Annotated in this window: 21 protein-coding genes; 15 read left to right on the top strand and 6 right to left on the bottom strand. The window is 39.4% G+C overall.

Translation table 11 applies throughout. The annotated features are described in order from the left end of the window. Positions 1-89 precede the first annotated feature (89 nt). A complete protein-coding gene (locus tag A3H37_05200) occupies positions 90-3,617 on the top strand; it encodes a hypothetical protein (GenBank protein ID OGL48370.1) in 3,528 nt (1,175 codons plus the stop codon). Positions 3,618-3,632: 15 nt separating this feature from the next. Here the strand turns inward: A3H37_05200 and A3H37_05195 are convergent, their stop codons facing one another. The 5 genes from A3H37_05195 to A3H37_05175 form a co-directional block, all read right to left on the bottom strand. Continuing rightward, positions 3,633-4,538, bottom strand: a complete 906-nt coding sequence (locus A3H37_05195) for a hypothetical protein (protein ID OGL48369.1) — start codon at positions 4,536-4,538, stop codon at positions 3,633-3,635. A 146-nt stretch (positions 4,539-4,684) separates the two neighbouring features. Next, positions 4,685-5,341 (bottom strand): hypothetical protein, encoded by a 657-nt coding sequence (locus A3H37_05190; GenBank protein ID OGL48368.1) that lies wholly within the window; start codon positions 5,339-5,341, stop codon positions 4,685-4,687. Between the two features lie 183 nt (positions 5,342-5,524). After that, on the bottom strand, positions 5,525-5,905 hold the full coding sequence (locus A3H37_05185) for an NADPH-dependent 7-cyano-7-deazaguanine reductase QueF (GenBank protein ID OGL48367.1): 381 nt from the start codon (positions 5,903-5,905) through the stop codon (positions 5,525-5,527). A gap of 18 nt (positions 5,906-5,923) precedes the next feature. Beyond that, positions 5,924-6,913 (bottom strand): hypothetical protein, encoded by a 990-nt coding sequence (locus A3H37_05180; protein ID OGL48366.1) that lies wholly within the window; start codon positions 6,911-6,913, stop codon positions 5,924-5,926. A 147-nt stretch (positions 6,914-7,060) separates the two neighbouring features. Further along, the gene (locus A3H37_05175) at positions 7,061-7,381 is read right to left on the bottom strand and encodes a hypothetical protein (GenBank protein OGL48365.1); all 321 of its coding nucleotides are present in this window, start codon (positions 7,379-7,381) and stop codon (positions 7,061-7,063) included. 67 nt (positions 7,382-7,448) lie between these two features. Between A3H37_05175 and A3H37_05170 the strand changes: the two genes are divergently transcribed. Together A3H37_05170 and A3H37_05165 are read left to right on the top strand one after the other, a co-directional pair. Next, complete coding sequence (locus A3H37_05170) at positions 7,449-8,132, top strand: hypothetical protein (protein ID OGL48364.1); 684 nt, start codon at positions 7,449-7,451, stop codon at positions 8,130-8,132. A gap of 104 nt (positions 8,133-8,236) precedes the next feature. Next, positions 8,237-11,017, top strand: coding sequence for an excinuclease ABC subunit A (locus A3H37_05165; GenBank protein OGL48363.1), 2,781 nt, complete (start codon positions 8,237-8,239; stop codon positions 11,015-11,017). Positions 11,018-11,128: 111 nt separating this feature from the next. On the opposite strand, the gene A3H37_05160 is transcribed toward A3H37_05165, so the two are convergent. Beyond that, complete coding sequence (locus A3H37_05160; GenBank protein OGL48362.1) at positions 11,129-11,662, bottom strand: rubrerythrin; 534 nt, start codon at positions 11,660-11,662, stop codon at positions 11,129-11,131. A gap of 362 nt (positions 11,663-12,024) precedes the next feature. On the opposite strand from A3H37_05160, the gene A3H37_05155 reads away from it, so the two are divergent. The 12 genes from A3H37_05155 to A3H37_05100 all read left to right on the top strand — a co-directional run bounded on the left by A3H37_05155 (position 12,025) and on the right by A3H37_05100 (position 25,084). Next, the gene (locus tag A3H37_05155; protein OGL48361.1) at positions 12,025-13,185 is read left to right on the top strand and encodes an efflux transporter periplasmic adaptor subunit; all 1,161 of its coding nucleotides are present in this window, start codon (positions 12,025-12,027) and stop codon (positions 13,183-13,185) included. A 2-nt stretch (positions 13,186-13,187) separates the two neighbouring features. Next, positions 13,188-13,877, top strand: coding sequence for a macrolide ABC transporter ATP-binding protein (locus A3H37_05150; GenBank protein OGL48360.1), 690 nt, complete (start codon positions 13,188-13,190; stop codon positions 13,875-13,877). Positions 13,878-14,038: 161 nt separating this feature from the next. Further along, positions 14,039-15,268, top strand: a complete 1,230-nt coding sequence (locus tag A3H37_05145) for a multidrug ABC transporter substrate-binding protein (GenBank protein ID OGL48420.1) — start codon at positions 14,039-14,041, stop codon at positions 15,266-15,268. 204 nt (positions 15,269-15,472) lie between these two features. After that, complete coding sequence (locus A3H37_05140; GenBank protein ID OGL48359.1) at positions 15,473-16,102, top strand: hypothetical protein; 630 nt, start codon at positions 15,473-15,475, stop codon at positions 16,100-16,102. Further along, positions 16,074-17,138 (top strand): hypothetical protein, encoded by a 1,065-nt coding sequence (locus tag A3H37_05135; GenBank protein ID OGL48358.1) that lies wholly within the window; start codon positions 16,074-16,076, stop codon positions 17,136-17,138. The genes A3H37_05140 and A3H37_05135 overlap by 29 nt, the downstream gene beginning before the upstream one ends. 161 nt (positions 17,139-17,299) lie before the next feature. Beyond that, on the top strand, positions 17,300-18,835 hold the full coding sequence (locus tag A3H37_05130) for an EmrB/QacA family drug resistance transporter (protein ID OGL48357.1): 1,536 nt from the start codon (positions 17,300-17,302) through the stop codon (positions 18,833-18,835). 133 nt (positions 18,836-18,968) lie between these two features. Continuing rightward, positions 18,969-20,087 carry a nucleoside-diphosphate-sugar epimerase gene (locus A3H37_05125; GenBank protein OGL48356.1) on the top strand — a complete coding sequence of 373 codons (1,119 nt, stop codon included), beginning with the start codon at positions 18,969-18,971 and terminating at the stop codon, positions 20,085-20,087. 2 nt (positions 20,088-20,089) lie between these two features. Continuing rightward, on the top strand, positions 20,090-20,863 hold the full coding sequence (locus A3H37_05120) for a hypothetical protein (GenBank protein ID OGL48355.1): 774 nt from the start codon (positions 20,090-20,092) through the stop codon (positions 20,861-20,863). A gap of 5 nt (positions 20,864-20,868) precedes the next feature. Further along, entirely contained in the window at positions 20,869-21,627 is a 759-nt protein-coding gene (locus A3H37_05115) for a hypothetical protein (GenBank protein ID OGL48354.1), read from the top strand. After that, positions 21,614-22,660: a hypothetical protein gene (locus tag A3H37_05110; GenBank protein OGL48353.1), complete on the top strand. Its 1,047-nt coding sequence runs from the start codon at positions 21,614-21,616 to the stop codon at positions 22,658-22,660. The genes A3H37_05115 and A3H37_05110 overlap by 14 nt, the downstream gene beginning before the upstream one ends. A gap of 22 nt (positions 22,661-22,682) precedes the next feature. Continuing rightward, positions 22,683-23,723, top strand: coding sequence for a hypothetical protein (locus A3H37_05105; protein ID OGL48352.1), 1,041 nt, complete (start codon positions 22,683-22,685; stop codon positions 23,721-23,723). Beyond that, positions 23,714-25,084 (top strand): hypothetical protein, encoded by a 1,371-nt coding sequence (locus A3H37_05100; protein ID OGL48351.1) that lies wholly within the window; start codon positions 23,714-23,716, stop codon positions 25,082-25,084. The genes A3H37_05105 and A3H37_05100 overlap by 10 nt, the downstream gene beginning before the upstream one ends. Positions 25,085-25,092: the final 8 nt, after the last annotated feature.

Genomic DNA, 25,092 nt, shown 5'->3' with positions numbered 1-25,092 from the left:
AAGAGAACCGTCCCCTTTTATTCCTTCTTGACAATGGCAGTAATACCTGATAGCTGTCTAGTGTATTTTGGTTTTAATAAGAAAGCTTGATGACCTTATCAATGGAAACTCAAGATATAAAAGAGAAACGCACTCCGTATTTTCTTATTCTTGTTTTTATCATCCTATCCGCAGGCATAATCACAACAGGTTATCTCTATTGCCGGAATTACGAAAAACACCGCCGTATCGAGATGGAAAACCAGCTTTCCGCCATTGCGGAGCTTAAAATAAGCGAGATTAAGCTGTGGAGAAAAGAACGTTTTGATAATGGCGAAATCTTTTACAAAAATGCCTCCTTCGCAGCAATAGTACAGCGCTATTTCAAAAATCCCGGGAATATGAATCTGCAAAAAGAGCTCCATATATGGATCAGTCAAATACGGGCAAACTATAACTATGACCGGGTCCGTCTGCTCGACGCCAATGGAGATGTGCGGTTATCGGTTCCCGCCACAACAGAACCCCTCTCATCTGCTGTAAAACAACATGTTGCTGAAACCCTGCGTTCAGGGCAAATGAGGTTCATGGATTTTTACCGGCACAATATCAGCCGTGATATACGCCTCGGACTTCTCGTCCCGATTATCGATACGCGCCCCGGCGGAGTACCGATAGGTGTCCTCTTCCTGCGGATTAATCCTTATTCCTATCTCTACCCTTTTATCCAGCGCTGGCCAACACCCAGCAAAACAGCAGAAACCCTGATAATCCGCAGGGAAGGAAACGAAGCCGTCTTTCTTAATGAATTGAGGTTTCAAAAAAATACCGCCCTCACTCTTCGTGCTTCCTTGAACAGAAAGAAACAGCCTGAAGTAATGGCAGTTTCAGGTCAGAAAGGCGTGGTGGAAGGCATTGACTATAGAGGCTCACCGGTGCTGGCAGCAGTGGGTGCCATTCCGGATTCTCCGTGGTTTCTGGTTTCCCGGATGGATTCTGAAGAAGTGTACGCTCCATTGCAGGAGCAACTATGGGTCACAGTCATTCTCGTTGTCACCCTGCTGATCAGTGTGGGTATGGCAACATGGTTCATCTGGCGGCAACAAAGTATGAGTTTTTACAGAAAAATGTATGAAGCGGCTAAGGTATTGAGAAAGAGCGAAGAGCGGTACCGCGTGCTTTTTGAACAGGCATCAGTCGGCGTGGCAGAGATAGAAACCGCAACAGGACGATTTGTCCGTATCAACCGAAAGTATTGTGAAATTGTCGGCTATACCAGCGATGAGATGAAACAACTTGATTTTCCGACCATCACTCATCCCGATGACCTGCAGGCAGATATGGAAAACATGGAAATGTTCAAGACTGGCAGGATTCGCGAGTTCACAATGGAAAAGAGGTATATTTGCAAGGATGGCTCGCTTGCGTGGGTAAGCCTCGCTGTGTCCCCGATGTGGGAATCGGGTAATACCCCCGACTATCACATTGCCGTTGTGCAGGACATCACCGAGCGCAAGGAAGCTGAAAAACGGGAGCGGCTCTCCCACAATGTGCTTGACATTCTGAACCGTCACGAGACAACTTCGGACGCAATCAACGACATTCTTTTTCTGGTCAAAAATACAACAGGCATAGAAGCCGTTGCAATCCGCCTGCGAGAGGGAAGCGACTTTCCGTACTACAAGGCAAATGGCTTTACCGGGAGTTTTCTGCAAGCCGAGAATTCCCTCTACTCAAGAGATGAGTTAGGGAATATTGTATGCGACAAAGACGGGAAACCGTTCCTTGAATGTATGTGCGGAAACATCCTGTACGGCAGGACCGATGCAAAGCTGCCATTCTTCACCAAAGGGGGAAGTTTCTGGACAAACAGCACCACAGACCTCCTGAAAACAACTACTGATATAAATTGTCTTGCCCGTATGCAAAACCGCTGCAACAACGAGGGCTACGAATCTGTTGCGCTCATACCCCTGCGTTCAGACAAAGAGATTATCGGGCTTCTGCAATTAAACGACCGGCGGCGCAACCGCTTCACCCTTGAGACAATCCATTTCTTTGAGTGGCTTGGAGCAAGCGTAGGAATTACGCTCTTGCGCAGCCAGATAGAGAAAACGCTGAGAAAAAGCGAAGAACGGTTCAGACAGATAACCGAAAGCAAAGAAGAATGTATTTGGGAAGTCAACGCTGTTGGTTTATATACGTATATAAGCCCGGTTGTTGAGAAAATTCTCGGCTACAAGCCTGAAGAAATTATTGGGAAAAAATACTTTTATAATTTCTTTGCTCCTGATGTAAAAGAGAAGATTAAAACAGCAGCTTTTGAGTATTTTGCCCGCAAACAAACCTTTAAAGGATTTTCCAATCAGAGTGTTCATAAGCAGGGCAACATAGTAATAATAGAAACAGCCGGCGTGCCTGTTCTTGATAGCAAAGGAACCCTTCTGGGATATAGAGGTGTAGATATTGACGTTACCAAGCGAAGACAGATTGAGAACCAGTTCCGCCAGTCTCAGAAGATGGAGGCAGTGGGCACGCTTGCAGGCGGGATTGCTCACGACTTCAACAATATGCTTACGGCAATCATAGGTTATGCCTCTATAGCAATGAATAATATGGAGCAGGATAGTCCCAATCGCCTGAATATCAAACACGTGCTTGAAGCCGCAGAACAGGCATCTCAGCTAACCCAAAGCCTCCTTACCTTCAGCCGCAAGCAGATTACTGATATAAAGCCTGTGGACCTGAATGAAATCATCAGAAAGGTGCAGAAGTTTTTAGTAAGGGTTATAGGCGAGGATATAAAGATTAGGATTGTACTGAATGAAAGCGATGTCAACATCCTTGCTGATTCATCCCAGATTGAGCAGGTGATAATGAACCTTGCGACCAATGCGCGGGATGCAATGCCAAAAGGGGGCATGCTGACCATTGAGACTGCACTGACAGAGATTGACAGTGAATTCATAATAGCTCATAGCTACGGAAAACCGGGAAAATACGCCATAATGTCGGCAACTGATACAGGGATTGGAATGGATGAAGAGACAAAGAAAAAGATATTCGAGCCGTTTTTCACTACCAAAAAAGTTGGCAAGGGGACAGGGCTTGGTCTTTCAATGGCTTACGGCATAATAAAACAGCACGATGGCTACATCAATGTCTACAGCGAGCCGGGAGAGGGAACGACATTCAGGATATACCTCCCGCTTGCGCTTGTAAAAAAAGAAACCGCAGATGAAAAAAGCATGGAAAATAAGCTAATTCCCAATGGCACTGAAACAGTGCTTGTAGCTGAAGATGACAAGATGCTTCAGAAGCTGACGAGCGAGGTGCTCAGTGAGTCCGGGTATACCGTAATCCTTGCGCAGGACGGTCAGGAAGCGGTGGATAAATTTATTGAGCACAGGGACAGCATACAGCTCCTGCTCTTTGATATTATAATGCCCAAGAAGAACGGAAAAGAGGCATATGATGAGATAATAAAAATATGCCCGTCAATGAAGGTGCTTTTCATCAGCGGATATGCGGCAGATATTATCAGGGAAAAAGGTATCTTGAAAGACGGCTTGAGCTTTGTCACAAAACCCATTTCGCCAACCGCCCTCCTCAGAAAAGTGCGGGAGGTTCTTGATTAAAACGGTTCTCTTTTTCTATTTATACATCTTTTCAAAAATCGGAGCTACTCCAACTCTATCAACTATGCTTGTTATGCTTTCCTCGCCAATTGCCTGCTCTCTGATAACCTTTATCCCCGCATCAATCACCTTAAAAAGAGTCTCCTTATCTGCAATCTTGAAAAGCTCATGGGCGACTTTGTGATGCCTTCCGAAGCTTCCGCCAACCATAATCCTGTAACCTTTTTTATCTGTTTTCAAAACTCCCTGCGGGCAGGCTCTTACGCAGGCTTCGCATATCTTGCACTTACCATAATCAATCTTTGGTTTTCCATTCATGACAATGACCGCATTATCAGGGCATCTCAGGACACAGGCATAGCACTCAGTGCACTCGGCGTCAGTTACCACTGGTTTTGCGACTCCGTGAATCCCGAATTCCTTTGTCTCTGGTCCTGTACAGCCATTGCTGCAGGCAGATACTGAGAAGGTTACCCTGTGGTGGGGAAGAATCCTTTCGTTATCGTGAAGCATATCAGCTACCATTTCAGTTACATTAAGCTTCCTCAGTTTTTCCTCAATTTCCTTCTTAAGCTCCCTCACCTCAACTATCTGGGAGCCACAGCGGAAATACTGGGCATGGCAGAGGTCCACATCAAAAAGGTCAACATCAGTTGCAAGAATTTCTCTCGACTCTTTTTCCACTTTTTCCATCAGGTCAGCTTCGCCTTCCTTAATTCTTTTCTCCCACTCTTTACGGCGGACAACTTCTGGAACTGACTCATAATAAACCTTTTTTGTTTCCTCAATTTCTTTCATTGTAACCTTGCTGCTCTTGTTCTTCCTTGCCTTTTTTTCAGCAAAGACCTTTGCCATTGATTTTGCAAGTCCTGACAAAGGCATCTGTATAAAAGCCTCAACAGCTTTGGAATCCCACTCCATAAATAATCTCCGTTTCTTAAAATTAATTATTAATCTATTATGATTTATTATAATTTATGTCAAATGGTTTTTTATTGTAATTCTCTCCTCAATGCCTCAAGCCTTATTGCATAAGGAACATCCCTACGATTCTCTTTTTTGTTTTTTTAAAGCGCATGCTCAAGAATGACTATTTCAGGGCTTGAGGGAAGAGATGCTTTTGAGAGCTCAATTTCAGAAGTTCCTGCCTTCCTGACCTTTTTCTTGTCCTTTAAAAACTCGTCAACATAGGCAAGAGGGAATCCGCATTTGCTGGTTTTATAGTGCATCGGTATTGTAATTGCAGGTTTTAATTTCTCAATAGTCTGGGTTACAACCTCTGAGTCTATTGTAAAGAACCCGCCAACAGGAATAAGAAGAATATCAACTGGTTTTAATTCTCCAACCTGTTTATCAGAAAGAGGCTCGCCAAGGTCCCCAAGATGGCAAACAGATATGCCGTCAACTTCAAATCTGAAAATTAATATAGCGCCTCTCTGAGTTCCTTTTTCTGTATCATGAAAAGCCTGTACCCCTTTAAAGGTTATATTCTTTGCCTTTGTTTCTCCATCTTTATTGATTACCTGCGGAGTCCCTTTGAGTCCCTGAACATACCCATGGTCAGCGTGGTCGTGTGAAGCAAGGGCAATATCAGCAATATCGTTTATGGGAGCGTAACCTATGGCGCCATCATAACCCTTGGGCTCATAAGGGTCTATTATGATTTTTGTGCCATCTTTTGATGTAATCAAAAACGAAGAATGACCATACCATTTTATTTTCATATAAAACCCTTCATTATAGGTAATATAATAGTTCTTTACTCTGAACTTTATTTTATTTTCTTAATATGGCAAGCCCTTTATTTGCAACATTTTTTATTAGATTGCGGAGTCTGTTCCGGGCAAAGCGAGGAATCTGCTCTGAGTTTGCTTCGGTTAAGCCTCGCAACCGTTTTGCTCATCACATCAATGACATTCCCGATCAGCCTGTGAAGATATGCGGATTACTGTTCTGACATTTCCCCGTGGATTAAAATCTCCCGCAACTTCAATGTATCTCGGCTTAATTGCTCTTCTGAGATGGTCATAGATTTTATTTACAACAGCTTCGTGGGAAATGTAATGGTTTCTGAATTTGTTAAAATACAGTTTCAGTGATTTTAACTCAACCACATATTTGTCAGGAATATATTTAACCTTAATTGTTGCAAAATCCGGATAACCTGACCTTGGGCACAAACAGGTAAACTCAGGAAAGTCTATTTCAATCTCATAGCTCTTCTCAGGGTTGGGGTTATCCCAGATTTCAAGCTTTGCGCTCTTTATTGCCTTTTGCCCGTATTTCATTCCAGGACTCTTCTCCCTCTAATCCTCTTCAAACTCCATCTCTGAACCATCCTCATCAACGCTTTCCTCATCCGTTTCTTCTATCTCATCAATATCTTTTTCTTCACTTTCCGCTGCCTTTAAAAGCTCCGGATGCATAACAACCTTTGATTCCTCATAAAGCTTTTTTGTATATTCATCCAGTTTCTTTCTCAGGGCTTCTCTTGATAAAGTTTCTTTAATCTGAGACTTTACTTCTGTTAAAGCCTTCTGGTGTTCTTTTTTTTTCCCTTCAACTTTTATTATATGGTATCCAAATCTTGTTTTAACAATATCGCTTATCTCGCCTGGTTTTAATTTGAAGGCAACATCATTAAACTCTTTAACCATTCTTCCTTTGTTGAAAAATCCAAGGTCTCCACCCCTTTTGCCTGTTGCAGTGTCTTCAGAAAATTCCTTTGCAAGAGCAGCAAAATCCTCACCCTTTTTTGCCTTCTCAAGAATCTCCTTTGCCTTTGCTTCAGATTTGCTTCTCGCCTCCTCGCCTGCATCCTCGTCAACCTTTATGAGTATATGGCTTGCTTTTACACTTTCAGGCTCTCTGTATTTATCAACATTATTCCCATAATATTTCTTAATCTCTTCATCTGATATATTATTTTTTTTAAGAATTTCTTCTTTTACCAGTTCCTGGCTTAGTATCTGATTGGTAATATCATTTATCTTCTCAGAAATCTCCGGCTTCTGATCCATCTTTAGCTCCCTTGCTTTTTTAGCAAGAACAATCTGCTGGACAAGTGAGTTCAGAAAAGTTTCCTTTTTCCCGGGGTCAGAGAAAAAGCCTCTATACTGAAGAGGCAGCTCAGAGATTTTACTGTTAAGGTCCTGAAGGGTTATTTTCTTATCGCCCACTTCTGCCAGAATTACCTTATCAGGACTTTTCCTCTCTTCCGCGCCTGCAATAAGCGGTAATATTATTATGAACGACAGTAGAATTAAAAAACATCCGGCTATTTTTTTTGAATACATTATTTCTCCTTTTTGTTTAAAAAATTTCAAATGCCAAATCTCAATGCAATAAAATCCAAATGTCAAAAACCAAATGCTGAAAATTTTGGTCAGTCAGGCTTTGGATTCCATTTGAGCTTTGAGTTTTGACATTTGGCATTAGACAGCCTATTCCTTGCTCGCCCTTACAGGAGCTCCGTACTTTTTATTCCACCACAGGGAGATATCGTATACACTGGTAAGATAACGGTTCCTGTTGTATTCTTTTACCTCTATGCCAGGAATCTTATCATCTGTCAGAATCTGAAACTGAGGACACCCTTTTTCTCCAAGAGCTTTGATTACCTCAGACCTGTCTTCCCAGTCAATATGCTTTATCTCTATTTTTTTTGAAAGGTTATTCTGAAGCCAGATAGAACGAAGTTCTTCGCAGTTTGGACAGAACTTTTTGTCGTTCCTGAGCAAAAAGAGGATACCGTCATAATTCATCTTTCAACCCTCCTGAATAAATAGTTTTCAAATATTAGAAAAACATTATTATTAAATCAAGCTAAATTTGACATTATATTCTTTGCCAATTATAGTTTTAAAAAATATGAACCTGAAAAAAGTTTTTTTAATAATTTTTTTGGCAGTATCCCTTGCATCGTGCTCTGTTTTCACCAATCTTTTTGATGTCACATACGATGTATCAGCCTACTTTAAAAAAGCCTCTCCGAAAATAGTAGCAATCCTTCCTTTTGAAAATTTTTCAGATAATCCTGAAGCCTCTGATGTTTTAAGAAAAATCTTTTATGCCCAGTTCAGTCCAAAGAAATTCATTGATGTCGAAATTTTCAAGGTGGATTCTGAGTTAAAAAAAAACCGCATAAAAAACCCTTCTCCCCTTAGAAGCCCTCATCCAGAAGAAATTGGAAAGATGCTGGAGGCAGATGCATTAATTTACGGAAAGGTAACTTATTACAAAAAAAAATGGATGTTTTTTTATGCCTCTAAAACTGTAGGGCTTTTTGTTGAAATGAAAGACACCAGGACAGGAAAAACCCTCTGGGCTGCTGAACATAAAATTACAACCTACGGAGGGACATTCCCCGGAATAACATATTCTAATATGATTACTACTGTTTTAAGCCTTGCAACAGGCCCTGTGACATCCCTGTGGAATTATTATCTGAATGAAGCTGAGTTTGCCAGAAATGCCAACGAACTTTGCATGAAAATTGTTGAAACAATACCGTAAATATAAGAATGATACTTCAATACTTTTCTGCTTATTACTTATGGCTGTTTTGCTTATTTGCATCTTGAATTTGTTTGGAGTTTGGAATTTGAGATTTGATAAAAATGGATAAACAAATAGAAATAACCGGTGCAAGGACAAACAATCTCAAAAGCCTAAATTGCACCATACCAACAGGAAAGCTAACAGTCATAACCGGGGTTTCAGGCTCAGGAAAATCAAGCCTTGCTTTTGATACCCTATATGCAGAAGGACAGAGGAGGTACGTTGAGTCAATGTCAACATATGCAAGGCTGTTTCTTGAAAGGATGGAGAGGCCTGACGTTGATTACATAAACCATATCCAGCCTGCAATTGCGCTTGAGCAGAAAAACAGCGTGAAGAATGCAAGGTCAACTGTTGGAACTGCAACTGAACTGAATGATTATCTAAGGCTTCTCTATGCAAAAACAGGCAGGACCTTCTGCCCTGAGTGCAGCATTGAAGTTAAAAAAGATAACCCCGAAAGCGCTGCAAAATATCTTTTTGATACCTGCCACGGAACAAGGATTCTGATTGTTTCCACGTTAAGAACAGAAGATGAAAGGCTTTTTGAAACAATAAAAGATGAACTGATAAAACAGGGATTTTACCGTGTATATGAAGAAGGCAGATTCATTAACCTTGAGGAGGATGAATACAGCGTTTCTGAAAAAAAGGGAAAAACAGATATCCTCATAGACAGGATTGAAGTTAATGAAAATTCCTTTACGAGACTGAATGAATCGCTTGAAACCGCATTTAAAATTGGACTGGGAAAAGCCTCTGTAATTGTACACGAAAATGAAAGAATAAACTTTGACTCATCATTTAATTGTACTGTATGCAACAAAAGCTTCATGAAACCTGAGCCGCTTCTTTTTTCTTTTAACAGCCCTCTCGGAGCCTGTCAGGTCTGCCACGGTTTTGGAAGGGTAACAGGGATAGATATTGACAAAGTCATTCCTGATAAAAACCTTTCCATAAAAGAAGGCGCAATAGCAGTCTGGAATACTCCATCATATCAGAAAATGTATCATGACCTTGAGAAAGCTGCAAAAAGACACAGAATTCCCCTTGATAAGCCATTCAGGGACTTAACAGAAAAAGAAAAAGATTTAATCATAAATGGCGCAGGCGATTTTGTTGGAGTAAAAGGTTTTTTTGACTGGTTTGAAAGCAAGAAATACAAAATCCATGTCAGGGTTATGCTTGCAAAGTACAGAAGCTATACTTTGTGTGAAGCGTGCAATGGTAAAAGGCTTAGAAAAGAAGCCTTGAATATAAAATTCGTAGGAAAAGACATTTCTGAACTAAGCCAGATGAGCATAAGTGACCTTGGAATATTTTTTAACTATCTTACAATAAGCAACCACGAATATGAAACAGGAAAAACTGTAATAAAAGAAATAAAATCACGCCTTAAATACTTAAAGGATGTCGGGCTTGGATACCTCACTCTTGACAGGCAGACAAGGACATTAAGCGGCGGAGAGATGCAGAGGATTAGCCTTGCCTCAGCCCTTGGCTCATCCCTGACAGATACACTCTATGTCCTTGATGAACCCACTGTTGGACTCCACGCAAGAGACAGCACAAGGCTGCTCAATATTTTAAAAAGCCTGCAGGAGAGCGGCAATACAGTTGTTGTTGTTGAGCACGACAGGACCATAATCAAAGGAGCTGATAAAATCATTGATTTGGGACCCGGAGCAGGGCAGCTTGGAGGAGAAGTTGTATTTGAAGGAAACCTTGACAACCTCCTGAACTCAAAAGAGTCGCTGACCGCCAGATTCTTAAAGCATGGGAATCTGACGGACTTTAAATCCATCAGGAGAAATCCAAAGGGGTTCTTGCAGATTCGCAATGCGCGCAAAAATAATTTAAAAAATCTCAACGTCAGTATTCCCCTTGGCGTTCTCACCTGCATAACCGGGGTTTCAGGCTCAGGAAAATCAACACTTCTGGATGATGTTCTCTATGCAGGATTCAAAACACTAAGCAAAAAAGCAAAAAAAACTCCGCTGCCTCTCCACTCGCAGGAACAGGATGCCGGAGGGTTTGATTTTATTGAAGGGACAGAGCTTGTAGATGACATCATACTGATGGACCAGTCGCCAATCGGAAGGTCAGTAAGGTCAAATCCTGTAACCTACATAAAGGCCTATGATGACATCAGAAAACTTATTGCTTCAGCAAGGGATGCAAAAACAAAAGGACTGAAGGCAAGGGATTTTTCTTTCAATGTAGACGGAGGAAGGTGTGATGTGTGCAAGGGTACAGGAACTGTTGTTCTTGAGATGTATTTTATGGCTGACATAGAGGTGAAGTGCGACAAATGCAGTGGCAAAAGGTTCAGAAGCGCTGTCCTTGATGTGCGCTACAACAGAAAAAACATAGATGAAATCCTTGACCTGACAGTTGGAGAGGCAATAAAATTTTTTATTGATAAACCTGAAATCATTAAAAAGCTGAAAATTCTCCGGGATATAGGGCTTGGCTACCTGAAGCTTGGACAGGGAACATCAACATTGAGCGGGGGAGAAGCCCAGAGGCTTAAGCTTGCAGGTTTTCTTGCACAGAGCAAGGGCGCAAGAAAATATCTCTTTGTTTTTGATGAGCCAACAACTGGGCTTCATATCTCTGATGTTGAAACCCTCATAAAGGTTTTGCAGAGGCTTGTTGATTTTGGGCATTCAATCCTTATAATTGAGCATAACCTTGATTTCATAAAAGCGGCTGATTACATAATCGACCTTGGACCTGAAGGCGGACAGGACGGCGGCTACATTGTTGCACAGGGAACTCTTGAAGACATTATTGCCTGCAAATACTCCTACACCGGAAGGTATTTGAAGGGTCAATAGAATAAGAAAATAGTAGTCAGTGAATAGTTTTAATTAACAATTATCAATTATTAATTGTTCATTTCTCATTATTTTAAATACTGTTCACTATTCACTAACAACTATTCACTTTTAATAGTTTTCAGCCACTATCTCAAAATAGCTTTTTGGGTGATTACACACAGGACAAATCTGCAATGCCTCTTTTCCTTCATGAATATATCCGCAGTTGCGGCATTTCCACCTGACTGTATTTTCTCTCTTGAAAACCTTATCCTTGTTTATATTTTCAAGAAGTGCATTGTATCTTTTCTCGTGTTCCTTTTCAACTTCAGAGAGTTTGCTGAAAAACTCTGCAATCTCTGTAAAACCCTCATCCTTTGCTGTTTTTGAAAATCCGGGATACATGCTGGTCCACTCGCAGTTCTCGCCTTCTGCTGCTGCCTTTAAATTTTCTTTTGAATTCCCTATTCCCTTTAGAAATTTGAACATCCTTTTTGCGTGCTCCTTTTCATTATCAGCAGTTTCAAAAAATATTTCTGATAACTGCTCAAACCCCTCTTTTTTTGCCACACTTGCAAAAAATGTATATTTATTCCTTGCCTGTGATTCACCTGCAAAGGCTGCCTTCAGGTTTGTTTCGGTTTTACTCCCCTTTAGTTCCATTTCATTTTCCTCCTTACAGGATAACAAACGTGTTTTCTGAAATTTTTTTGAGTTTTTAAAATAAAATAATATTTGTCAACAAAATTAAGGTTGATATTTTTGATTTTATAACTAAAATTTAATATATGGTAAAAATTAAACTCTAAATAGAAATAAATTAGTAAAAGGGAAAACTATGTCATACCGCATAAAGTTTTTTTATGTGTTCATCGCCGCAGTTTTATCCTTGTTAATCTCCTCTTCAACAACATATTTTAGTCAAAGCAAAGACATCATACGGAACAGGCATTGGTAAGCGGTTTAAAGTGCTGAAGAAGAAGTGAATAGTTTTCAGTGAACAGTAAAAAGTTAAAGGAGACTTGATGAAAAAAATACTCATTGGAGTTGTTATAGGAATAATCTTGGTAGTAGCTCTTTTTTTTGGATTCAGGAAAAAAGAAAATCAAGCAAAATACAAACTCGATAAAGTTCTCAGAGGAGATATAGTGGCAACTGTTAATGCCACAGGAACTGTAAACCCTGTAAGCACAATCCTTGTTGGCACACAGGTCTCTGGAAAAATAAAAGAAATATATGCAGATTTTAACTCTTTTGTAAAAAAATCCCAGTTGATAGCACTCATTGACCCTGTTCTCTTTGAAGCGCAGGTTGAGCAGGCAAGAGCAAATCTTATGTCTGCAAAAGCAAACGTTGAAAAAGCAGAAGCCTCCCTTCTTGATGCAAAAAGAATTCTTGAAAGAAACACAGAGCTGTTTGTGAAAAACCTCATCATCTCAAAAAGCATTCTTGATACATCAGAGACAAATTATGAGGCAGGCAAGTCGCAGCTAAGCGCAGCAAAGGCTCAGGTCGCTCAGGCAGAGGCTTCCTTATCATATGCTGAAACAAACCTCAAATACACAAAGATATTGTCTCCTGTAGACGGAATTGTAGTGTCAAGGAATGTGGATATTGGACAGACAGTTGCCGCAAGCTTTCAGACTCCAACGCTTTTCACTATTGCCCGCGACCTCAGTGAAATGCAGATAGACACAAATGTTGATGAGTCAGACATTGGGGTAATAATAGTCGGGCAGGATGTTGAGTTTACTGTTGATGCTTACCCGGAACTTACATTTAAAGGAACTGTTTTCCAGGTAAGAAACGCCCCTATAAATATTCAGAATGTTATTACCTATGATGTCGTGGTTAAAGTGGATAATTCTGACCTCCGGCTAAAACCCGGAATGACTGCCAATGTCTCAATAATCACCGCCAGAAAAAAAGATGTCTTAAAGATACCAAACATATCGCTGAGGTTTAAGCCTTCTGAAAATGAGAATAAACCATCAGAAAGAAAGGGCAGTACTGTCTGGACAGTTGAAAATGGAAAGCCAAAAAGGATAGAAGTCGTTACAGGAATAAGCGATGGAAGTTATACAGAGCTTGTTTCGGGAAATATAAAAGAAGGACAGGAAGTAATAACTGAATCCATATCAAATGGAAAAAATAATTCTTCATCGCGCATGCCGAGAATGTTTTAACCATGCCACTCATTGAAGCAAAAGAAATCAGCAGGATTTACAAAATCGGAGATGTTGAAGTAAATGCCCTGCGCGGAGTATCCCTTTCAATAGAAAAAGGGGACTTTGTCTCAGTAATGGGTCCCTCCGGCTCAGGGAAATCAACATTCATGAACATCCTCGGATGCCTTGATAAATCAACAGGCGGTAAATATTTTCTTGATGAAATTGATGTTAGCAGGTTCAACAAGAATGAGCTTGCAGGAATAAGAAATAAAAAGTTAGGATTTGTTTTCCAGAGCTTTAACCTTCTCCCCAGAACAACGGCAATTGAAAATGTCGAGCTTCCAATGCTCTATAATGGAATTTCAGCAAAAGAAAGAAGGGCAAAGGCAATGGCCTCACTTGAAGCTGTGGGTCTCAAAGGCAGAGAAAGACATAACCCAAACCAGCTTTCAGGAGGGGAACAGCAGAGAGTTGCCATAGCAAGAGCAATTGTAAACAATGCCCCAATTATTCTTGCAGATGAACCAACAGGAAACCTTGACACAAAAACAAGCGCTGAAATAATGAATCTCTTTGTCAAACTGAACAAAGAATCAAAAATAACAATAATAATTGTAACCCACGAGTCTGACATAGCCGCATACAGTAGAAGAATTGTAAAGTTTCTTGACGGGAAGATTATAAGTAATGAGGCAGTAAAAAAATAATAATTTCAAATGACAAAGCTCAAAGTTCAAATCAAACTAAAAGCACAAATAACAAATGACAGAATTTTTAGCTTTAAATTTTATGATTTGGACTTATTTCTTATTTGGATTTTGATATTTGTCATTTATTTGAAATTTGGATTTTGATATTTGGGTTTTTTATGATTAACATCCCTTCAACTATAAAAATTGCCCTGAGAGCGCTGAGGGTTAACAAAATGCGCTCTGCCCTCACAATGCTTGGAATCATTATAGGGGTAAGCGCTGTTATTGCAATGCTTGCAGTAGGCGCAGGAGCAAACCAGAAAATTGCCGAGCAGGTCGCAAGTCTCGGGAGCAATCTTCTTATGGTTGTCCCCGGCACAACTACTACCGGAGGTGTAAGAACAGGCATGGGGAACCAGCCAACCCTTACCATGGGAGACGCAGAAGCAATAGAGAAGGAATGTTCTGCTGTATTAAATGTTGCCCCGTCGCTTAATGGAACCGCACAAATTGTTTACAGTAACCAGAACTGGTCAACTCTTGTGTCAGGGACTACAACAGATGTTTTGAAAGTCAGGGACTGGTCGCTTGCTTCTGGAAGAGAATTTACTGAACAGGATATCAAAAATGCCACGAAAGTCTGCATATTGGGTCAAACAGTTATTGATAATCTTTTTGGAAATACAAGCCCGATTGGCAAAATTATAAGGATAAAAAGGGTTTCGTTCAAAGTAATTGGAATTTTGCAGAAAAAAGGTCAGAACTTGATGGGGCAGGATCAAGATGATACCATATTTGTCCCTGTAACAACAGCGCAGAAAAGGCTTTTTGGAACAACATTCCCCGGCATGATAAGAACAATCGTTGTTAAGGCAAAAAATGTTGAGAGTCTTGAGACGGCTGAAAAACAGATAACCGAACTTCTTAGACAGAGACATAGTATATCTTCAAAACAGGATGATGATTTCAGTGTAAGGAATCTTACGGAAATGATGGAGTTTGCAAAACAAGCAACCAGGATAATGGCGCTACTGCTTGGTTCCATCGCTTCGGTTTCACTCCTTGTCGGCGGCATCGGTATTATGAACATCATGCTTGTTTCAGTTACAGAAAGGACAAGGGAGATAGGAATAAGAATGGCAATTGGCGCAAAAACATGGGATATCAGAACTCAATTTATTATTGAGGCAGTAACCCTTTCATTAATCGGAGGCATTGTCGGAATAATACTTGGCATAACAATTTCAAAGATTGTATCAACCTTTGCTGGTTGGCCCACAATTGTATCTCCATTTTCAATAATGCTTGCATTCGGCTTTTCAGGGCTTGTCGGAATATCCTTCGGATTTTACCCTGCATACAAGGCATCGCAGCTTAACCCGATTGACGCTCTGCGGTATGAATAGACAGAAGATCTAAACGGTATTATTGATTGCCCTCAAGAAATAAACCCGCACATCCAAATATTAACTTCTGCCGCTATACCTTTTTCAACATGAAATTTCTTTAAAAATTCATCTTTACCCCTAATTTCTGAAGGACGATAATTCTTCTTGACATTAGAGATTAATATATGTAAGTGCTTACTTACATATACTTAAAGTCAAATTATGAAGAAAAGAAAAATATCCTTCAAATTAAGGGAAGAACAGATTATAAAAAAAGCCTTTAAGGTATTCTCAAGGTTCGGCTATAGGGGAAGTACTACCAAACTGCTTGCCATGTCTGCAGGAATCAATGAACTTACGCTTTTCCGCTATTTCGGAAATAAAGAAAACCTTTTTAAAAAGGTGATTGAGCATCATTCCTTTCTTGCAAGAATAGAGGAACTTGAGCCTTCTCTTGAACATTTAGATTACAAAAATGCCCTTATCGCTCTCGCAGAAAGCTTTCTTGATTCTCTCTACAGGAATAAAAATCTTGTCAGGATAATGGCAATGGAGGCATACACGCATCCGACATATGCGCGCATGATTCACAAAAATCTTATACAAAAAGTGTTCAGGCATTTTGAGGACTACCTTGCACATATTTCAAAACTAAAAAGAATAAGAATATTGGACCATCAGGTCGTCACAAGAGCTTTTTTTGGAATGATTTATTTCTATTTTATTACTCAGGAATTTTTTCTTGAAAGGGAAATAAAAAAATTCAACCACAAACACGTGATTCATGAATTCGTAGAACTTTTTTTAAAAGGAACTGTAAAAGATGGTGAATGGAGGCAGCAACATGACTGAAGATTTTGCAGCATACGGACAAAAATCTCCTGTGCAAAAAAATAATAATACCAGAAACCGGATGGCGGGAATAATCGTACTTATAATCATTTGCATAATTGGAGGAACCGCCGCCTATTTTTACTGGAAATATCTTTCAAGCAACATAATTACTGACAACGCATATGTAAAGGGGCATATGCATATGGTAAGTTCGAGAATAGACGGCACGGTGAAAGAGGTTTATATAAAAGAAAATATGAAGGTTAAAATCGGAGATTTGCTTGTTAAAATAGACCCTTCAGATTTTGAGGCTGCAGTTGAAAAAGCAAAGGCATCCCTTGAACTTGCAAAACAGGAGGTAAAAAGAAGATATGCTGCTGTTGAAGCTGCAAAGGCTAACGTTGAACTTTCAAGGGCAAATCTTGAGCTTTCAAAGATTACTCTTGAAAGGGCAAAATTACTCTTTGAAAAAGGGGTTGCCCCAAAAGAAAAATACGATGAAGCTCTTACAAACTATCGTGTTGCCTCAGCCAAGTTAAAGGCAGATGAAGAGGATTTAAAGGAAAAGCAGGCAGTTGTATCTCCTGAAAATGATGAAGCGCTCATAAGGGAAAAAGCTGCACAGCTAAGCCAGGAAGAATTAAATCTTGAATACACATCAATATACTCACCTGCTGACGGATTTATAACAAAAAAAAATGTTGAAGTTGGAAACCGTGTTTCAGAAGGGCAACCCCTCTTTGCTATTGTTCCTCTTGATGACATCTGGATAGAAGCAAACTTTAAGGAAACGCAGATACAAAAGATAAAGCCGGGGATGAAGGCAAAAATCGAAGTTGACACCTTTTCTGGTAAAAAATTTTCAGGCTATGTGGAATCAATAATGGCAGGTACCGGAGGAGCATTTTCAATTCTTCCTCCTGAAAATGCAACAGGCAACTGGGTAAAGGTTGTTCAAAGAATTCCTGTAAAAATTGTTTTCGATAAAGGGCAGCACCCAAACAATATTTTCAGGGTTGGAATGTCCTGTGTGGTTAGTATACCGCTTGAATAAGGTATCTTAAAATAGTGAATAGTGAACAGTAGTTAGTTAGTAGCTGCAAAGCAACGCTTTGCTTTCAAGGGATTAGCAGGACAAGAATGTCCTGCTAATCCCTGCCTGTGGCAAGCAGCGATAGGCGGGGTTTTCTAACCCCGTATTTTTAAAAAGACTCAATGACAACCAAACATGTCAACAAATGGATTGTGGCATTTACTGTTATTATTCCTACCTTCATTGAGGTTATGGACACAAGCGTTGCAAATGTGTCTCTCAATCATATCAGGGGAAGTTTCAGTGCCACCCTTGATGAAGCAACATGGGTGCTGACTTCATATCTTGTATCAAACGCAATCATACTTCCCATAACAGGATGGCTCAGCAGCATACTTGGAAGGAAAAGATTCCTCATATTCTGTATCACGCTCTTTGCCCTTTCATCATTTCTGTGCGGAATATCTCCAAACCTTAAAAGCCTTGTATTTTTCAGGATTATGCAGGGGCTTGGTGGAGGCGCACTTCAGCCCTTATCACAGGCAATTCTTCTTGAAACATTCCCTGTGGCAGAACATGGTATGGCAATGGCCGCATACGGTGTTGGAGTTGTTATTGCCCCTATTATTGGGCCGCTTGTCGGAGGATGGATAACAGACAATCTTACATGGAGATGGATATTCTATATAAACATACCAATATGTATTTTCTCAGTCATCATGACCATGTTTTTTATTTATGACCCGCCATACTTAAGAAAGGCACGCGGGAAGATTGACTACTTCGGGCTTGGATTCCTCGCTTTAGGGCTTGGATGCCTTCAGATAGTGCTTGATAAGGGTGAAAGGGAGGACTGGTTTACATCAAATTTCATCATCTCTCTCAGCATAATCGCAAGTCTCAGCCTCATAGTCTTTGTCATTACAGAATTATTCTTTGTTAAAAATCCTGTAGTCAACTTAAGGGTTTTAAAGGATATATCATTTGCAAGCGGAAACCTCATGATGTTTCTGGGCTTCTTCAGCATGTTCTCAAGCATTGTCCTTTATCCCATGTTTCTGCAAAACTTGATGGGATATACTGCGACACTTGCAGGACTGGTATTGGGACCCGGAGGCATAACCATTCTTATATTTATGCCTCTCGCAGGAATACTCCTTAAATACATAGATGCAAGGAAAATCCTTTTTACAGGATTCCTTGTCAGCAGTTATTCAATATACATGATGTCAAACTTAAACCTTGAAGCAGGATTTACAAACATCATCATCCCAAGGATTGTGCAGGGAGTTGGGGTTGCCTTTTTCTTTGTGCCGCTTCTGACAGCAACAATGAGCACAATACCAAAACAGGAAATGGGAAACGCTACAGGGATTTTTAATCTCGTCAGAAATCTCGGGGGAAGCTTTGGCACTGCCTTTGTAGTGGCTGTGCTCTCACAGCGCACCCAGTTTCATCAGTCAAGGCTTGTTGAAAAGCTCACCCCTTATGACCCTGCCTTTCTTTCAGGTCTTTCAAATATTAATGAGATGATAAAACACAGCTTCTATGCTGGAATGTACCAGATAGAAACAGGCTTGCAGATGACCTACAATTTCATGCAGCGCCAGGCAATGATGCTTGCCTTCTCAGACGTCTTCTTCCTCCTCTGCCTTTTGAACCTCGCAATCGCTCCTCTGACATTCCTTCTAAACAGAACATTGAAAAACAAAATGTAGCCACCTTTATATCCCTCCCTTCCTTTCTCTTGACACAGAGCTAAAAGAGATGTTAATTTTTGAAAATAATGATAAGTCCCCTCTTACCCCCCTTTTGTAAAGGGGGAATGGGGGGATTTGAGAGGAATCAGAAATGGCAAAAAAAGTCCTTGTTACGGGTGGAGCGGGATTCATAGGCTCGTTCATAGTGGACGAACTTGTAAGAAGGGGATATGATGTGCGCATCTTTGACTGTCTTGACCCTCAGGTCCACCCGGATGGAAAAATCCCTGAGCATTTAAACAAGGATGCTGAATTCATAAAAGGGGATGTGAGAAACTATGATGAGCTCAAAAAGGCTTTAAAGGGAATAAATATTGTTTCCCACCACGCAGCAGTCGTTGGGGTTGGGCAGTCGCAGTATAAAATCAATTACTATGTAGAAACAAACGTGATGGGAACATCAAACCTTCTTGACATCATAGTAAATACTAAAAACAGCATCGAGAAAATGACTGTTGCCGCATCAATGAGCAGCTATGGTGAGGGAAATTACAGTTGCAAAAAGTGCGGCACAGTCAATCCGCCACTTCGCGCAGAAGAGCAGGTTTCAAGCGGGGAATGGGAGCTTTTCTGTTCAAAGTGTAAAGGGCTTTTAAAGCCGGTTCCAACAGATGAGGGAAAATTCCAGCAGTGTAATTCAATCTATGCGCTAACAAAAAAGATGCAGGAGGATATGGTTTTAAACATTGGGAAAACATACAACATATCCTGTGTAGCCCTTCGCTATTTCAATGTCTACGGACCAAGGCAATCCCTGTCAAATCCCTATACAGGAGTTACTGCAATCTTTATGAGCAGGTTGAAAAATGACCAGCAGCCTGTTGTTTATGAAGACGGATTGCAGACAAGAGATTTCATATCAGTCTATGACATAGCCCGGGCAAATATCATGGCTATTGAAAAAGATGAGGCAAATTACAAGAGCTTCAATGTCGGCACAGGGCAACCAATAACAATAAAAGAAGTTGCCGAGGAGCTTGCGAGGTATTACGGAAAGGATATAAAGCCAAACATAGTGAACAAATTCAGAAAGGGCGATGTAAGGCACTGCTACAGCGACTGCGGCTTCGTAGAAAAAACACTCGGATTTAAACCAAAGGTATCATTTGAAAAAGGTATGAAGGAACTGATGGTATGGGCTGAGGAAGCTTATTTTGAGGACAAGTTTGAAGAAGCTGCCCGCGAGTTAAAAGAAAAGGGATTGGTATAAAGATGGGAAGGATTTTCCTTCTTTTCAGCTACACTGAGTTAGTAAAAAATCTTGTCCTCCGGGATATCAAGGTAAAATACAAGGGTTCCGTTCTCGGCTATTTCTGGTCCCTCATTGATCCTATGCTGACAATGGGAGTTTTCATTGTTATCTTTTCCGTTATTGTAAAAATCCCTGTTGCAAATTATCCTCTTTTTCTTTTAACAGGAATTCTTCCATGGAGATTTTTTCATGACTCACTGACAAGATCTGCAAACTCACTCCTTATCAATGCAAATCTGATAAAAAAAGTTTTCCTGCCAAGAGAGGTTTTTCTTCTGGTTGAGATAATTTCACATCTTATTAATTTTATCTTAAGCCTTCTAATTTTTATCCCCATAATGTTTTTCTTCAATATAAGCCCCTCCCCCAAGCTTGTTTTTATACCTTTTGTGGTTTTAGTTCAATTCCTCCTCGTATACGGATTAGCCATGTTTTTATCATCTGCCAATGTTTTTTTCAAAGATATAGGATATATTACAAGCTTTGCTCTCTCTCTATGGTTTTATGCTTCACCTGTTTTTTATTCAGTCCAGATGGTGCCAGAGAATCTTTTACCCTTTTATATGCTAAATCCAATGGTTACCATCATTGAACTTTACAGAGGTATAATTCTTGACTATCCAATTCCACATAATGGATTTATCGCATACCTTTTCTTTATCTCCTTGGCTATCTTTTTTGCAGGAAACTTCTTTTTCTTGAAAAACGAAAGAATGATGATGAAAAGGATATAGGATATATGAGTATAGATAATGAGAAAATTGATATAACTGTAGAGAATCTGGGAGTTTTCTTTATGCTCTATCATCAGCAGCATATCACATTAAAGGAGACCATAATAAGTTTTTTAAGAAGGAAAAGGAGATATGAAAAGTTCTGGGCTCTGAGAAACATTACCTTTAAGGTAAAAAAGGGTGAGATGTTGGGGATAATTGGGGTTAATGGATCTGGTAAGAGTACGCTCCTTAAAATACTTGCCAAGATATTGATCCCAGATGAAGGAAAGGCGACAATTAGAGGAAAGGTTTCTGCTCTTTTAGAGCTCGGCGCAGGATTTCATGAGGAGCTTACAGGGATGGAGAATGTTTATCTTGCCGGGTCAATTTTAGGGCTTACAAGAAAGCAGATTGAAGGCATTTATGATGAAATAGTTGAGTTTTCAGAACTGAAAAAGTTTATGGACATTCCGGTAAAAAACTTTTCATCAGGGATGTATATGAGGCTTGGATTTACTATCGCAACAAGCGTTAATCCTGATATATTGATAATTGATGAAATTCTTGGTGTAGGTGATGAGGGATTTCAAAAAAAATGCTATGAGAGGATAGAGAATTTTAAAAAAGCGGGCAAAACTATAATATTAGTATCTCATGCTTCAAATCTGGTAGAGAATTTTTGCGACAGAGCTATCCTTCTAAACGCAGGACAGATGGTTTGTGATGGAAAACCGCAAGATATTATTGCAACTTATAGAGAGATTTTGAGTGGAAGGAGATAAAAAAACAATAATGGAATTTACTGGTGAAAGATTTATTCCTGGCAAAGGAGGAGCCCAGATATTTTATGAACATCTCCACAGATATCTCTTTGCACAGAAGTTAATCGAGGGCAAGAGAATCTTAGATCTTGGATGTGGGGAAGGATATGGCTCTTTCCTTCTTGCAATGAATGCCTCATTAACAACAGGGTTGGATTTATCAAAAGAGGCTATACAGAATACGAAGATTAAATACCGGAAGGAAAACTTAAATTTTATAGTAGGTAGTTGCGGGTATATTCCATTTAAAAATAATTCCTTTGATGTTGTAGTAAGTTTTGAGGTTATAGAACATATTGAAGACCAAGTGGGAATGATAAAGGAAGTTTTCCGCATTCTTTCGCGGGATGGTATTCTGGTAATCTCTTCTCCTGATAAAAGATTTTTTTCAGAAAAGGAAGGTATTTTAAATAAATTTCATGTAAAGGAATTATACAGAGAGGAATTTGTTAACCTTCTTAAAGAACATTTTTCTGAAGTTTTTCTTTTCGGGCAGGATCCTGTAAGTGGTTCAATAGTATGGGCTGAAGACGAAAGGAATAACGAAAACACCACTGAAATTTTTCAGGTAAACTTAAAGGAAAATGAGAAATTTGAGACCCGAAGAATTTCTTCATATGAATTAAAAAATCCTGTATTTCATATTGCGGTATGTTGCAAGGGAGAAATTTCTTCTGCTATAAAGATGACTGGGATCTCTTTTCTGAATGATGAATCAAAGAGGTTTTTAGTAGAAAAAGATGAAATGATAAGAAAGATAGAAGAGCTCTCAAAAATTGTAGAAGAAAAGAATAAAGAGATTTTTGCTCTTCAGCAATTTGCTAATAAGGTAAAGGAAACCATACTTTATAAAATTTATAAAGAAGGAAAAACCTTTGCTTCCTCTTTAATATCTCTTTTAATGTATTGTTTAAAAGCAATATTTTTTTTAATTCTCTTCCCTTTTATAGCTTTATTCTGGGGTGTTTTAATCCTTGCAATGATAATTTTTTAACTGAATCTTTTAACTTATTGGGATGCATATCATAAGAGAACAAGAAAATATTGAGCTTAGCGGCAAAGAGCTGGTTTCAATATCCATTGTCAACTGGAATGGTGGAGAGGATATAAAAAAATGTCTGGAATCCCTGAGACGTCAGAGTTATAAAAATATTGAGGTAATTGTGGTTGATAATCATTCTACTGATGGCTCTCTAGAGTTTTTAAAGTCTGATTCCCATAGCATAAAACTTATAGAGAACAAAGATAATATGGGGTTTAGCAAAGCCCATAATCAGGCTATAAAAATTTATAAAGGAGAATATATCCTTATTTTAAATTTCGATATTATTTTTTCTTCTAACTTTGTGGAGGAGATGCTTAAAGCAGCCAATTTGTTTAATGATATTGGAATGGTTTCAGGGAAACTATACAAAAAATTTGAATATAATATTTCTGATATATTGGACACCACCGGAATAACCATGAACAATATGTATCCCTCTGACAGGGGTGAGAATACCCTGGATAGTGGTCAGTTTGCAAAACATGAGTTTGTTTTTGGCGCCTCAGGTGCAGCGCCATTATATAAGAGAAAGATGCTTGAAGATGTAAAAGTAGGTGATGAATATTTTGATGAGGACTTCTTTATATATGTAGAGGATGTAGACCTTGCCTGGAGGGCACAGCTTTATGGCTGGAGGTGTATCTATACGCCAGAGGCAATTGCATATCACGAGCGGGGTGCTACAAGAAGGGATGATGAAAGGATAAGAAAAGGTTACTATACTATTGGTTATAGAAACAGGTATCTTGCAATATTCAAAAATAGCCTGATCTCCAATATATTAAAACATCTTCCAAAAATTCTTATCAGAGAAACATGGTTTTATCTGTCCCATCTTTATCAAAAGAATTTTTATGTGCTAAAGGTCCCATTTTTATCTTTAAAATTGTTGCCCATAATGGTAAAAAAGAGAAGGGAAGTTCAGAATAAAAGAAAGGTTTCTAAAGCTTATATGGAAAAATTTTTTTTTAGCCCAAGTTTTTTTAAAAAGAAACAGAAAAAATGCAGGTAGATTTAATCTTTCCTTCTATATCTGCTGTAGGATTTGACAGCTTCGGTAAAGGGATGGAAGAGTCATGGATAAGCCATGGCCTCTGTTTGATAAGTGCCTATGCAAAAAAGCATGGATTCAATCCCGGGCTTATAGATTTAAGGAGACTTAAGGGCTGGGAGCACTTTGCTGAGGAGATAAAGAGAAGGTCTCCTGATGCTGTGGGAATAACAATGATGAGTGTAGATTATAACCCTGCAATGAAGTGTATTAAGATTATTAAAGAGATTAGCCCTGATACAAAAGTGATAGTTGGCGGACCTCATCCAAGCATAATGGTTGATGAAGTAAAAACTGATAGAAAAATAGATTACATAATAACCGGAGAGGGAGAGATTAGCTTTACTAAATTGCTTGAAGAGATTGGAAGCGGTGGCTCTTCGCAGAGAATTATTGAAGGCGAAAAACCTGACCTTGACAGCCTCCCCTTTGCAGACAGAGAGCTTTTTGGAGATTTGGAATTCCCTCTGCCTGTTGAAGGATTCAACCCGCCTTTTGTTACAATAATTGCAGGCCGTGGATGCATCTATAATTGTAGCTTCTGCCAACCTGCTGAAAGAATTTTATTCGGGAAGAAAGTGAGAAGAAGAAATGTGGACAATGTAATCTTAGAACTTAATGAGTTGAGAAAAAAGTATAATTTCAAAAGTATGATGATCCACGATGATTGTCTCACAGAGGACAGGGACTGGGTTAAAGAGTTTTGTGAGAAATACAGAGAAAACAGGTTCACTCAGCCTTTTGCCTGCCAGACAAGGGCTGACATTGTCTGCAACAATGAAGATATGGTAAAACTTATGGCAGATTCGGGACTGAGCCTTTATTTTATAGGATTTGAGAGCGGAAACCAGAGAATATTAAATTTCCTCCGCAAGGGGACAAAAGTAGAGCATAATTACAGAGCTGCTGATATCTGCAGGAAATACGGAATAAAGATATGGGCAAATTATATGTTTGGAGTTCCTACAGAAACCAAAGAAGAGGTGATGGATACAGTTAATATGATGAAGGCGATTAAGCCTGATCACTATAGTCCTGCATTTTTTACCCCTCATCACGGGAGTGACCTCTTTGCTTACTGTGAAGAAAATAAACTCTCCCTGATTAAAAGTCATGACAGTTTCAGAAGAAATGCTACTGAGAGCAAGATAAAGGGAGTGGACTATGAATTTTTATACTGGGCAGTTAATGAATCTATGGGAACACAGCTTCCATTAATAAAGGGGAGTACAATTAGCAGTTTAAAATCCAAAGTAAGACCTTTCTTCAATAACCATCCAATGGTTAAAAAAATTTTAAAAAAAATCTTGGAGGCTTTCTGACGGCAATT

The organism is Candidatus Schekmanbacteria bacterium RIFCSPLOWO2_02_FULL_38_14 (assembly GCA_001790855.1).
Lineage (GTDB): Bacteria > Schekmanbacteria > GWA2-38-11 > GWA2-38-11 > GWA2-38-11 > 2-02-FULL-38-14-A.
Note: the sequence above shows the minus strand (reverse complement) of the source record. Positions and strands in the feature narration are given on the sequence as shown.